General features: G+C 57.9%; 14 protein-coding genes and 1 riboswitch. Of the genes, 6 read left to right on the plus strand and 8 right to left on the minus strand.

Going from position 1 to position 12,615, the window contains the following annotated elements; genetic code table 11:
- Nucleotides 1-556 precede the first annotated feature (556 nt).
- On the plus strand, nucleotides 557-805 hold the full coding sequence (locus LLY24_RS09560; protein WP_259036067.1) for a type II toxin-antitoxin system CcdA family antitoxin: 249 nt from the start codon (nucleotides 557-559) through the stop codon (nucleotides 803-805).
- On the plus strand, nucleotides 805-1,122 hold the full coding sequence (locus LLY24_RS09565; RefSeq protein WP_259036068.1) for a CcdB family protein: 318 nt from the start codon (nucleotides 805-807) through the stop codon (nucleotides 1,120-1,122). The genes LLY24_RS09560 and LLY24_RS09565 overlap by 1 nt, the downstream gene beginning before the upstream one ends.
- Nucleotides 1,123-1,184: 62 nt before the next feature.
- On the opposite strand, the gene LLY24_RS09570 is transcribed toward LLY24_RS09565, so the two are convergent.
- Nucleotides 1,185-1,682, minus strand: coding sequence for a hypothetical protein (locus tag LLY24_RS09570; RefSeq protein ID WP_259036069.1), 498 nt, complete (start codon nucleotides 1,680-1,682; stop codon nucleotides 1,185-1,187).
- 81 nt (nucleotides 1,683-1,763) lie between these two features.
- Complete coding sequence (locus tag LLY24_RS09575; protein WP_259036070.1) at nucleotides 1,764-2,420, minus strand: hypothetical protein; 657 nt, start codon at nucleotides 2,418-2,420, stop codon at nucleotides 1,764-1,766.
- Between the two features lie 238 nt (nucleotides 2,421-2,658).
- Here LLY24_RS09575 and LLY24_RS18325 point away from each other — a divergent pair, with 238 nt between their 5' ends.
- Nucleotides 2,659-2,826 (plus strand): phage integrase N-terminal SAM-like domain-containing protein, encoded by a 168-nt coding sequence (locus LLY24_RS18325; protein ID WP_345799651.1) that lies wholly within the window; start codon nucleotides 2,659-2,661, stop codon nucleotides 2,824-2,826.
- Here the strand turns inward: LLY24_RS18325 and LLY24_RS09580 are convergent.
- Nucleotides 2,823-3,425, minus strand: a complete 603-nt coding sequence (locus tag LLY24_RS09580; RefSeq protein WP_259036071.1) for a class I SAM-dependent methyltransferase — start codon at nucleotides 3,423-3,425, stop codon at nucleotides 2,823-2,825. The two genes, LLY24_RS18325 and LLY24_RS09580, sit on opposite strands and share 4 nt — an antisense overlap.
- Nucleotides 3,426-3,576: 151 nt before the next feature.
- A riboswitch (TPP riboswitch) is annotated at nucleotides 3,577-3,732 on the plus strand.
- Nucleotides 3,733-3,809: 77 nt separating this feature from the next.
- Between LLY24_RS09580 and tenA the strand changes: the two genes are divergently transcribed.
- From tenA to LLY24_RS09595, 3 genes are all read left to right on the plus strand, one after another.
- Nucleotides 3,810-4,478, plus strand: coding sequence for a thiaminase II (tenA, locus tag LLY24_RS09585; protein ID WP_259036072.1), 669 nt, complete (start codon nucleotides 3,810-3,812; stop codon nucleotides 4,476-4,478).
- Nucleotides 4,479-4,509: 31 nt separating this feature from the next.
- Complete coding sequence (thiC, locus tag LLY24_RS09590) at nucleotides 4,510-6,384, plus strand: phosphomethylpyrimidine synthase ThiC (protein WP_259036073.1); 1,875 nt, start codon at nucleotides 4,510-4,512, stop codon at nucleotides 6,382-6,384.
- 157 nt (nucleotides 6,385-6,541) lie between these two features.
- The gene (locus tag LLY24_RS09595) at nucleotides 6,542-8,254 is read left to right on the plus strand and encodes a hypothetical protein (RefSeq protein ID WP_259036074.1); all 1,713 of its coding nucleotides are present in this window, start codon (nucleotides 6,542-6,544) and stop codon (nucleotides 8,252-8,254) included.
- Nucleotides 8,255-8,375: 121 nt separating this feature from the next.
- On the opposite strand, the gene LLY24_RS09600 is transcribed toward LLY24_RS09595, so the two are convergent.
- From LLY24_RS09600 to LLY24_RS09620, 5 genes are all read right to left on the minus strand, one after another.
- Nucleotides 8,376-8,555 carry a CsbD family protein gene (locus LLY24_RS09600; protein ID WP_259036075.1) on the minus strand — a complete coding sequence of 60 codons (180 nt, stop codon included), beginning with the start codon at nucleotides 8,553-8,555 and terminating at the stop codon, nucleotides 8,376-8,378.
- A gap of 179 nt (nucleotides 8,556-8,734) precedes the next feature.
- Nucleotides 8,735-9,766, minus strand: a complete 1,032-nt coding sequence (locus LLY24_RS09605) for a DUF2955 domain-containing protein (protein ID WP_259036076.1) — start codon at nucleotides 9,764-9,766, stop codon at nucleotides 8,735-8,737.
- Nucleotides 9,756-10,817 (minus strand): HlyD family secretion protein, encoded by a 1,062-nt coding sequence (locus LLY24_RS09610; protein WP_259036077.1) that lies wholly within the window; start codon nucleotides 10,815-10,817, stop codon nucleotides 9,756-9,758. Before LLY24_RS09610 ends, LLY24_RS09605 begins: the two co-directional genes overlap by 11 nt.
- A gap of 233 nt (nucleotides 10,818-11,050) precedes the next feature.
- A complete protein-coding gene (locus LLY24_RS09615; RefSeq protein WP_259036078.1) occupies nucleotides 11,051-11,560 on the minus strand; it encodes a porin family protein in 510 nt (169 codons plus the stop codon).
- Between the two features lie 123 nt (nucleotides 11,561-11,683).
- Entirely contained in the window at nucleotides 11,684-12,610 is a 927-nt protein-coding gene (locus LLY24_RS09620) for a CobW family GTP-binding protein (protein ID WP_259036079.1), read from the minus strand.
- Between the last annotated feature and the right edge of the window lie 5 nt (nucleotides 12,611-12,615).

A 12,615-nucleotide genomic window follows, 5' to 3' on the forward strand; every position in this document is an offset into this window, starting at 1 on the left:
CCAGATAATGCGGGGTGTGCTCGGGGTGCCACATAGCCCCGAGACTGATGCGGCCGCTCTTTGTATGTTCCCTCGACCCTACCAAAACGTAGTTGTCAGCGAAGTTTCACTACAGCCTCAACGCCTGAGTTAAGCCGCGCTGCGAAGCGGCATTGTTGAGCCTCGATGATCCGCCTCGCCGATGAAGGACTGAGCTCTTCAATATCTTTGGAGGAGATTTGGATGCGCCACCAGCGGCCAGATCTCGTGAAGTGGGGCTCTTCTATTAGATACACCCACCATTGCTTGTCGCAGGAGCGGCAAGTATGGATCTCAACTGTGGCCCCATGGTCATCCTCGCCGACATCACGACTGCGAAAGTCATTGTAGTTGAACGGAGGTCGACCGCAGCTGCACTCGAAAATACGAAACATGATCTGCGCCTAACGCTTGGATTAGCGGCGTACCGGAGCGCAGCGTAGGTGCGTCCGACAACAGCCGCTGGTTAAATGCTCTTGTATGCGCACGACCATGCGCATACACTGACGCTATGCGTGCAACAGCTATATTGAAGGGCATGATGGTCGAACTATACAACACAGCCGCACCAAAAAAAGCGGCAAACTTGTCAGTTAACAGTGACCTGCTCCGCAAAGCGCGGGATCTGAACATCAGCCTCTCAGCCACTCTGGAGCGGGCCTTGAAAGAAGAGCTCGCCAAACGCGCTGCCGCTCAATGGGTAGAAGAAAATCGCGCTGCGATCCGAAGCTACAACGAGTTTGTCAAGCAACACGGATGCTTCGGTGACGAATTCAGGGAGTTTTGATGGCGCAGTTCGATGTTTACCCCAATCCAAGCAAAACCAGCAAAACTCACTATCCCTACCTCGTCGATATTCAAAGTGGCCTCCTGACCGACCTGACAACTCGTATCGTTATTCCCTTGGGCAAAACTTCAGCATTTGAGAGCCAGCCGATGCGAGGCCTCACGCCCGAGATATCGTTTAACGATCAGCAACTGCTGTTGATGACTCCTCAAATTTCGTCGGTGCCAGAAAAATACCTTAAAAATCCCATCGGTTCCCTTTCACATTTCCGGGATCAAATTGTTGCGGCAGTGGATCTCGCGGTCACTGGTATTTAACGCCTGAATTAAGCCGCGCCGCGAAGCGGCGTCGGATTGAATGAGTTGTTAGGCGCCGACCGCTAAAAAGCGAAGCTCGGATACCTTATGCGCACTTGCGGGAGCACCTCGTTGAGAAAGCAATTTACCAGACCAAAGATGCTAATGGTTGCTGAAGGGAATTTATCTGTAGAAACCCTTATGTATAACGTGATCAGATTTGCTTCCGACGCCAGAAAGATTCGTCGATGATCCGAGTGTGCATTGCCTACCGTAAAAGATCGCATGTGCATCAGAGCATTGAGCGCGTTGCGGTAGCTGGTTTCCCACTTCCCAGGATCACCGCTTGATATTGATACGAGCTTAACGTCTATTGACGCGAATGGATGGTCCATCAGACCACAAAATTCATTGACTTTCCTGGCGTGGAAAGCAAACTCAACGAGGTCAGGAACTATTGTCTCTATCCACTGGTTGCTCCATTCACCGGGAAAGACGGAGCTTGTGAAGGCAAACAAGCGCAATGCTCTTGACCTCGCCTGCGCAATGTGAATTTCTGCAAGCCTTTGATGACTACTCATGCGGTGAGACCCTTTCTCCGGTGCCTAACGCCGGAGTTAAGCCGCGCCGCGCCGCGAAGCGGCGTCGGCTTGAATGAATTGTTAGAGGGCATTGGCATCACTTTGCGCTTGGACAAATGCACCTTGGTTGGTGAGCAATAATGTCGATGCTAACCGCCGTTCTGTCTCTTTTCGCTTGTACTTGTGCCACTTCTCCAAGCTGTCCGGCTTCAACTTGCGAACGCCACTTTGGAAGAATCCGAAGGCCGCCTTCTCCAGAGACGACGACAAGCCAACAAAGTCTTGTCGGATGACCTCTCCTAAGCCTAGAAATCGGTCCGACGGGATCTGCTCCAGATAAAGATGTAAGGTGATCAGATAGTCTTGAGCGAAGTTCACCTCTCGCTTTGCCGCAGTAGAGAGCCAAGATGTGCCCTCAAGGCTTAGCTGCGTAAAGCGGGTGAACCAATCGTCAAAGGTGTCTCGGGAAATCATTACCTGGGGGGCACGTCGGACCTCTCCTGACGACGAAAATCCACCTAGCGCTACCATTACGCGCATCTCCGTCGCGAGAGCGATGACTCTCTCATGCGCAGCGATGCGGCGATCCAAAAGTTTGCCGGATACTGAGAGATGGAACTCTCGCTTCTTTAGTAGTAGAGCACCGATGAACGACAGGACTCCGCCGCCTAGTGCGCCGGTGAGCGCGAAGATTGCGCTGGCGTGTGCTGTTAAAAATGTTCCCCAGTCGAAATCCATATACCCCTGCCCGCTAACAGTGACTATATACCCGTCTGCATAACCTCAATGAACGTGCTGGTGCGTTCATTGAGGTTATGCAGCTGCCTTGATCAAATCTATCTCATTGATTCTATTGCTAGCAAAGCAAATTTTGGCTACCTATCCAAAATTCGCGTGTTGGCACGATTTGCCATTCTCAATAATACTGTATGTAAAGACACTATTAATTAATACAAAAGGATACCCCATGAAGCTAATGGAAAGGGTCCGGGCTACCTTGCTGGTAAAACGTTATAGCCTTCGTACTGAAAAGACGTACTGCTATTGGATTCGCTTTTCCTTTCACTTTTATGAAGTACGGCAACCAGCCTTGATGACAAATTCGGATAGTAACCCGCTACACGCAAACATTCACCTCGTTTAAACCATTGGCTTCCTTAAAATAAGATCAAATCGATGCCAGTGGTGCGGTACCAGCCCGCCATCTCCTTCGCTGTCGCGGAAGAGCTCAATCTCTACTCCATCGCAAAGCGCCTCTACCTCTTCTTTGGTGTGAAACGTCATTGCTTGGTTACCAGCCCAGTCGTGTCGAGTGCCGAATAGGTGGCCGACGAAGAGGCCGCCGGGTTCGAGTGCTGACTGAATCAGCGTCCATAGCGTTGAAAAGTGATTGGATTCGCAGAAGGGCAAACTCAAACCGGCGTGTATAAGTGCCGATGTGGGTAGGCTATCTAGCGTTTCGAAACGCGACATTATGATCGTTAGCGCTGTATGCGGCAGGCTCGCTTTTAGCATGTTAACGCGCTTAATGGCATCCAGCTCTTTATCGATGGCGACTACGCGCCAGCCAGCGTGTAACAGCATTGCCGTTTCGATGCCGCCGCCACATCCAAGATCAATGGCGCATCTATTCCCCATCGGTAAACACTCTGCCCCTAGAGCACGGCGCAGTAACGGTGAGGCGGTACGTGTTTGGTTGGCCTGATAGAACGCTTCCCAGCCCGTATCGGTGTTTGTTTTCAACGTCAATGCTTCCCTGTTACGACTCATGCAATGGTAAGGTTTTCTTACCCTACCCGATATTTACTCCGTAAGTACGGATAAATACTGCCGCTGCGATGATCACCTAACCCCCCTTGCATCTCCCCCCATCGCCGCCTAGACTCGCCTCGTTGACTGCTTGACGGGGTGCCGGTGATATCCGGCTGAGATGGCGCAGGGCGTGCTCTTTTGAGAGCGCCGAGTGCTGGTCCCGCTGAACCTGATCCGGCTAATGTGCTGCCTTGAACGCAGCGCGGGTACCGGCGTAGGGATCAAGCGAGGCGCGGCCGCCTGTGTGCCCTTTCGCCGTGCCCTTCTCTCGATCTTCTCTCGCCTGCCCTTCGGATCACCACTACCGGAGGATGCATGAGCTACCGTTTCGACGACCTGACCGCTGCCTGCCACGACGACTGGCGCGCCTATATCGAGCACGATTTCGTTCGCCAGTTGGGCAGTGCCACGCTTTCCGAGGACGCCTTTCGCCACTACCTGAAGCAGGATTACCTGTTTCTCATCCACTTCGCGCGCGCCTACGCACTGGCCGCCTACAAGAGCCCCTCCCTTTCCGATTTACGCCACGCCTTCGAGGGCATGAGAGCCATCGTCGATGTGGAGCTCGACCTGCACGTGGGCTTTTGCCGCCAGTGGGGTATTTCAGAAGAGGAGCTGGCCCAGCTTCCCGAAGCGAAGGCCACGCTGGCCTACACCCGCTACGTGCTGGATACCGGCAATCGGGGTGATCTATTGGATCTTCATGTAGCGCTGGCCCCGTGCATGGTCGGCTATGGCGAGATCGCCAACTGGTTGAACGCCCACCCGGCCACCCGGCGCGGCGGCGATAACCCCTTCGACGCCTGGATTGCCATGTACGAAGGCGAGGCGTTCCAGGCTGCGATGCGCGCAGAGATCGATTGGCTCGATGCGCGCCTGGCCGATGCCAGCCCCGCCCGCTTTGCCGAACTGACCCGGATATTTCGCGACGCCACGCGGTTGGAAATCGATTTCTGGCAGATGGGCCTGGATCTGGCCGATTGACCCACAATAACCACAACGAGAGAACCTCATCATGAGCCGCACCCAGCACTTTCTGGCCGAAACCGCCAAGGTCGACGCCGCCGCCATAGCCCCGCTTTCGGGTTCTGCCAAGCGCTATATCGAAGGCTCGCGCCCGGATATCCGTGTGCCCTTTCGCGAGATTACACTTTCGCCCACCCAAACGAGCGGCGAAGCTGAAGCCAACCCGCCGCTTCTAGTCTACGACACCTCCGGCCCCTACACCGACCCCGCCGTGCAGATCGACCTACGTCGGGGCCTTGCAACGCTGCGCCAAGCGTGGATCGAGGAGCGCGGGGATACCGAGTTTTTAGATGGCCTGACCTCGGAGTACGGCAAGCGCCGCGCCAACGACCCCACCCTTGCCCAGCTGCGTTTCGATTTGAAGCGCACGCCGCGCAGGGCGAAAGCCGGTAAGAACGTGACCCAGCTGCACTACGCCCGCTTGGGTATCGTCACGCCGGAGATGGAGTTCATCGCCATCCGTGAAAACCAGCGCCGCCAGGCGTTGGGTGACGCTGAAGTGGAGCGGATTCTGGGCCACCAGCATCGCGGCCAGAGCTTTGGCGCCAGCATTCCTGACGAGATCACCCCGGAATTCGTGCGCGACGAGGTAGCCCGTGGCCGGGCGATCATTCCCTGCAACATCAACCATCCGGAAAGCGAGCCGATGATCATCGGGCGTAACTTCCTGGTGAAGATCAACGGAAACCTGGGCAACTCGGCGGTCACGTCGTCCATCGAGGAGGAGGTCGACAAGATGACCTGGGGCATCCGCTGGGGCGCGGATACCATCATGGATCTCTCCACCGGGCAGAACATTCACGAAACCCGCGAGTGGATCCTGCGTAACTCGCCGGTGCCTATTGGCACGGTGCCGATCTACCAGGCGCTGGAGAAGGTGGGTGGCGTGGCGGAAAAGCTCACCTGGGAGGTGTTTCGCGACACCTTGATCGAGCAGGCAGAACAGGGCGTGGACTACTTCACCATTCATGCGGGCGTGCTGCTGCGCTACGTGCCGCTGACGGCCAAACGGGCCACCGGCATCGTCTCTCGCGGTGGCTCCATCATGGCGAAGTGGTGCCTGTACCATCATCAGGAGAGTTTTCTGTACACCCACTTCGAGGAGATCTGCGAGATCTGCAAGCAGTACGACGTGGCGTTCTCTCTCGGCGACGGCCTGCGCCCCGGCTCGATTCATGATGCCAACGACGAAGCCCAGATGGCAGAGCTAAAAACCCTGGGCGAGTTGACCCACATTGCCTGGAAGCACGACGTGCAGGTGATGATCGAAGGCCCCGGTCACGTGCCCATGCACCTCGTCAAAGAGAACATGGACAAACAGCTCGAATACTGCGATGAAGCGCCCTTTTATACGCTTGGCCCACTAGTCACCGACATTGCCCCAGGCTACGACCACATCACCTCCGGCATTGGGGCGGCCATGATTGGCTGGTTCGGCTGCGCGATGCTCTGCTACGTGACGCCTAAAGAGCACCTTGGGCTTCCCAATAAGGAGGACGTGAAAACCGGCATCATCACCTACAAGATCGCCGCTCACGCAGCGGATTTGGCCAAAGGCCACCCGGCAGCGCAGCGCCGCGACAACGCCCTTTCGAAAGCGCGCTTCGAGTTCCGCTGGGAGGATCAGTTCAACCTGGGGCTAGACCCGGACACCGCGCGCAGCTTTCACGATGAAACCCTGCCGAAAGATTCCGCCAAGGTGGCGCACTTTTGCTCCATGTGCGGGCCGAAGTTCTGCTCGATGAAGATCACGCAGGAAGTACGCGACTACGCCGCCGAACATGGACTAGAGGGCGACGCCGAAACGGTCATGAAAGGAATGGAAGCTCAAGCAGAAAAGTACCGCCAAGAGAGAACGCTTTAAAAAAAATCATCCGCGCTTTCATCACTATTAAACGCCGCTCTTTATACGCTGAAAGCGCACTCTGCGTTCATTAAAGAGAATAGAATCGTTATCACAAGTTATGTATTCTAGGGCTTCACCAAAACGGCTTGCGCCACTTTCATAGAATGGATTCCCAATGAAACCAACCTTTTATTTGGCGGCGTCACTGGCACTGCTTAGCACTGGCCTGCTGACGGGCTGCGGTAACGATGACGAAGCTCCCGCCGCCACCGCCCAAGAAGAAGCGCCGCAGAACCCCGCTGAGCACCTACTGCGCTATATTCCCGCCGATTCGCCCTACTACGTGGCCACCCGCGAGGCGCTGCCGGAAGAGGATGTCTTTACCCTCTACCAGCGCATGCCCATGGATAGCATGGAATCGGATCTGGATGAGCTGCGCCAATCGCTGCCCGAGATCGATGATCCAGGCCTGCGCGCCATCGTGCAGGTGCTGCTCGCCGTTGGTGAGGAGCTGATGGGCGTCGAAACGCTCGACGACGTTCACGCGCTAGGTCTCAAGATGAGCCCACACTCGGCCCTTTACGGCCTGGGCATTCTGCCGGTGCTACGCTTCGAGCTCGAAGACGAAGCTAGCTTCCGCACGACATTCGAACGCGTGCTGGAGCGCGCCGAGATCCAGCCGCGTACTGCCACCACCGACGGCACCGAGTACTGGATTCTAAGCTCGGGCGAGGGCCCGCTACAGGCGATCATGACCATCATCGATGGTCAGGCGCTTCTGTCCGTTGTACCGAGTGACGCAAGCGATGCGCTGCTGGCCGAGGTGATGGGCAAGACGCTGCCCGATGAGAACATCGATGACAGCGGCGCGCTCGAAGCTCTCGAAGAGCGTCATGCCTTTACCCCTGGGGGCGCCGGGCGCGTCGATACCGCCCGTCTGTTCGCCGAGTTGAGCGATCCCCAGCACGCGGGCACCACGGCACTTCTCGATGCCACCGACACGCAGCCGCTGGATCTCTCCTCCTGCCAGGGCGATATCGATCGTCTGACGGGCCGCTTCCCGGGCCTCGTCATGGGCATGCGTGAGTACAGCCTGGAGCGTATGGAGCTCAACCTCATCCTCCAGACCGACGAAGAGATCGTGGGTGATCTACGCGACATGATTGCGCCGGTGCCGGGCATGGGCGCGACCAATGGCATCGCCAGCGTCGGGCTTGGGCTGGATTTACCCATGCTGCTGCAAACGGTGCAGCGTTATGGCCAAGCGGTGCGCGAGAACCCCTTCACCTGCGAAGAGCTACGGGATCTCAACGGCACCTGGGACGAGCTCAACATGGCGCTCAACAACCCCATTACCTTGATGCTGGGGTCGTCGCTTTCAGGGCTCAACGCGCGTATCGACAGCCTCTACATGAAAGCAGGCGCACCAACGCTAACGGGCGTGCTCACGCTTGCCTCGCAAAACCCCATGGGCTTGATCTCTACCGCCAGCGCCTTTTTGCCCGAGCTCGGCATGCTCGGCTTGGAGCCAGGTGGCGAAACCAAGCGCGTGGAGAGCATGATGCTGCCGCCCGAGGTGCCGCCGCTCTACGCCGCCATGTCGGATTCCGCCCTGGCGCTCAGCTCGGGTGAGGATACCAAGGCGCCGCAAGCCGCCCTCGATGCGGAAACGTCTGATCGCGACCTGCTCTTCTACAGTCACTTCACGGGTGAACTCTACACGGCACTTGCCGATGTTCTGGATCAAACGCCGAACGAAGAGATGACCGCCTCCGATATCGAGATGCTGCGCCAATACGGCGATGTCTATCGGCTGATGGAGTACTGGGTGCGGGTCGATGACGCCGGGGTCGAAATGGGTCTGTCGATGGAGCTCGAAAACGAGTAAAAGTCGCAGATAACCAAACGACTAGGTAGCACGACCGGATAGATAAGAGGCAAACGACAGCGGGGAGCCAAATGGCTCCCCGCTGTTATGTGTTTTAAAACGTGTTTTAAAACTAAAAACGTTACTTCTTGAGCGCTTCCTTGGCTTCGCCCTTGCCTTTTTGCAATTCGCCCTTGGCCTGCTGCGCCTTGCCTTTGGCTTCGGTTTTGGTGCTGCCGGTTGCTTTACCAGCGGCTTCCTTCACTTTACCCGCCGCCTTGTTCGCAGTACCTTTCGCTTGATCAGTTTTGCCGTTAGTCATGTCGAACACCTCTAATCCGTGAGATAGACAGTCTAGTCAGACGATACGCGGTTGCGGCCTCTAAGCGCGCTAACCAGCGTATTAAGAGCATAGTACAGACTTACCAACATCGCTCGGTTAAGGTGTAAATTTGCAGTAAAAATTCGTCTCAGTGCGTCACGCTGGTGCGTCATTGGTACTTATGCACTGCTGCGCGCCCAAGTGGTGAGGTTAAGCAGATAGTGCAGCGTGGCCATCACCAAGATGGTCAGCGTCATCGCGACCGCCATCGAGGAGAAGCGATAGAGCGCGCTGTAGACCAAATCCTGCTGCGGCCCGAGCGACTGGCCAAACAGAATGCCAAGCGTGGTGAGCCCGCCGAAGCCAATCCCCGAGCCGCCGCCTTCGAGAATATGCGCGCGCGCGAAGAACATCAGCCCCACCCAATAGAGCAGCATGATCAACGAAAAATGGTAGGCGTGGGTATAAAGCAGTAGCTGCATGACAAGCGCCAGGTTACAGCCCAAGAGCGTGCCCACGGCGCGCTTACCTGCCGATGCCCGCGCGCCGGGATAGCCTAGCGCGAACAGGATCAGAATCGTGGCCATTTGCGCCGAAAGCGAGCCCTGCAGATCCAGCACCTGAAACACGATGAAGGAGAGCGTAGCGGTCATTCCCCCCATCAGCGCCTCGTGGCGTACCTGTGAGGCGCTTTTTTCGCTACGCGGCGGCATCTGGCGGGGCGCTACATCGGGAAATAGCCAGTGCATCAAGAAAGCGAGCAGCACCGCTAAAACGCTGGCGCGGAAGTTATTGCCAATCAAGTCGCCCAGATCCAGCTGCGGGTAGCTGGCAAAGTGTAGCAGTACGCTTAGCGTCAGCACTCCGTTGGCGCCGAAGAGAAAGAAAGGCCCCTTCGCCATGAGGTAGAAGCGCGCGGTAAACAGGGCCAACACCACCAGCGTCATGATCACCGGCATGTGCATTAAAAAGCCGACGATCAGCGTCACCTCGATGGAGTTGACCACGATGGTGCTGACGAACTGACGCACCACGTGCGCATTGATGAAGGGCACCATCCCGAGCAGGAACATGGGGAACACGGTGTAGAAGACCCCGTAGTTCCACCCCATGAGCTGGCTGACGAAAAAGCCCAAACCGCCGCCGCCCGCAATGCGCAGGCACTGGCGTAGGCCGTTGTCGGTAAGCCCAGGCACGGCGCTAGTAGACAAAATGCAACCAACTTACGAGATGCGCCTGCAGCCAGGCAAAGGGTTTGGCCAGCGCCGCATCACCCGGCACCAACTGCACCGAGGCCCGCGCGCCAGTCGCCATGGGAACGGCCAGAGGCTCATCGAGCAGAATATGCACGCGCAAGCGCTGCGCATCGCGCACCCAGCGGTTGGTGGTGGGAATATCGGTTAGCTGGCCGTTGGCCGCCTGCTGGCCCTGAAGCACCCCCGCTTCGATGTTGGTGACATGCGCGGGGAAAATCTGCCCCGGAAGGCTATCGAAAATCACCTCGGCGGGGTCGCCTAGGTGTAGGTGGCGCACGCTCTTCTCGCGAAAATCCGCCACGATATCGAGGGTATCACTGACCATGGCGATGACCGGCTGCCCCGCCTGCACGTAGCTACCGGCTTGGAGTTGCAGGTTGGTTACGGTGCCTGCCTGCTGTGCGCGCACTTCGGTATGCTCCAGATCAAGACGCGCCCGCGCCAGCTGGTTACGCGCCTGACGCAAGCGCAGGTTGGCATCGCCCTCCTCGCCCAGCTGCACTTCGAGGCTGGTAATTGCCGCTTCGGCAGCGCGAACGTCGGCCTCGGCAGTTTGGGCGGCAGCCACCAGACTTTCGTAGTTCTGACGCGACAGGCTTTGGCGCGCAACCAGCGTCTCGCCGCGCTGGCGTTCGCTGCGTTTTTCTTGAACCAGCGCCTGGGCCGAGCTCAAATCCGCCTGCGCGGCGGCCAGGTTCGCCTCTAGCTGCGCGTTCTCCTGGCGCGCCTGCTCGAGCATCAAGTTCGCCTCTTCGACGGCAATCTCAAAAGGCTCGGCATCCAGCGAGAAGAGTACGTCACCTTTAGAGACGCGCTGCTGCTCGTGGATCTGCACGCGCTCGACCGGCGCGCTCAGCTCAGGCGCAATGCTCACCACCGGGCGCAGCACGCGCGCCTCCGGCGTCAGCGGCATGAAGCTGTCGGCCAGGATGAAGTAGGCGAATAACACCACAAAGGCAGCCAACGCCACCTTCACCCAGCGGGCGAATTGTTGATCAGGGGACATACGGATTCACTCGAGAACCAAAAAAACGTGTCGGACGGCACGCCAAAGGCGCACCGCAAGCTGCGACGAACGTCTAATCTAGCACATTATTAGCAAGCTAACAAATGATCATAAGCACGAATCGTAAGTACGAATTCGTGAGCTAAAAAATAGCGAGCAATAAAACGCCCCTGCGCCTAAGGCAGCAGGGGCGATGGTCGACTTAGCACTACGCAGCGATGCGCGTGGCAGGATTAGAACCGATAGCGCAGGCCTACGCTGGCGGCGTCGAAATCGTAGGCCGACTTATCCAGGTAGCGCATGTAATCAGCGCCGATGGCGAGATTATCGGCGACGTCTACCTCGGCCCCGGCGCCGTAGGAGAAGCCGCTTTCGCGGTCGATGTCGAAATCCACTTCGGTCATACCAACGAGGCCATAGACGCGAAAGTCTGGCGTGATGGGCGCGATACCCTTGGCGTAGGCGCCGACCAGATAGTCGAGCTCAGCACCGCCATCAGAGCCGCCGGTGCCTACGTGGCCTTCCAGGGCGAAGTAGTCGTTGAACTGGGCACCGCCGCGTAGGCGCAGACCCACGTCATCGCGCGAAGAGCCGTTATCGGGATCCAGGTTCCAGAACATGGCATCACCGCCCACGTAGCCCTGCGGATAACCAAAGGACTGCTGAGCCTGAGCGGTAGTGGCGAACGCACCGGCACCGACCAGTGCGCATAGAGTAGTCACGGAGAGCAGTGTCTTTTTCATGATGCGAAACCTCAGTTAAAAAACAGTGTTTCCTTACGCTCCTGCAGTGTGGTTCAGCGGCGAGAAAAATGCAAATACGCCGCCACCAAACGGCCTACTCAACTCAGCTCGGCGAGAAAGTCGTCAGCGTGTTGAAAGCGCCTCTAGCGCCGCGACTAGTGCCTCGAAGGTGACACCGTCGAAGCCGATGCCAACCAATTGACCGTTGCCCGGACGCGGGGAGCTCGGGGTCCAGTAGGCCTTGTCACCGCTCCACTGGAAGACGTAGTGGCGGCCGTCTGCCTGCAGAAAGCCCTTGGCGCGGGCAATACCATCCGCATGGGCGGTCAGTAGCGCCTCGAGTTCCTGGCGTTTGAGCGTGGCGGACAGGGTGATAGCGAAGCGCTTCCATGCCGGATCGGGGCCGGCCGGCCGATAAACTGACCGAAAACGAGGGCGGGGCCTCGAGGCATGGAGGTCTTCGAGGACGGAGCCTAGCTCGCGCTCGCCGCCGGAAGACGTCTCCCAGGAACGGCTGGCGCCGGGGTTGAGGGCGGCAAGGCGTTCTTGCAATTGCTGCTGCACCGAGTGGTCGAGAGTGTCACCCCGGTTGCAGGAGAGCTCGCTGGCGGCGGCAATCTGCTCCACGATCAAGTCGCCGACACGGCGATCGGCGAGGCGTGTTGCTAGCGAGGCCAGGTCGATCAGGGTGACGATGCGCGTGAGATGATACTGCCGGGCGACCCGAATCAGATCGGCAATGCGTGTCGGCCTGGCCACCCCGCTGGTCTCAATCAGCACTTGGGTCGGCGGCTCGGACCAGCGGGCAATACGTGACAGCTGTGTGCCCAGCTCGTCACTGAGCGAGCAGCACAAACAGCCGCTGCTCAACTTGAGCAGACGATCGCCCTGATAGTCGATCAGCTCGGCATCGACGTTGATGGCGCCGAAGTCGTTGACCAGCACCAGCGTTCCCGATGCGACACCGTTGCGCAGATGCGCGTTGAGCCAGGTGGTCTTGCCGACGCCGAGATAGCCTGCGATCAGAGTGACGGCGATCGTCTTGGCCATGGATG

The sequence above is a fragment of the Halomonas dongshanensis genome, from assembly GCF_024790395.1.
Classification (GTDB): domain Bacteria; phylum Pseudomonadota; class Gammaproteobacteria; order Pseudomonadales; family Halomonadaceae; genus Vreelandella; species Vreelandella dongshanensis.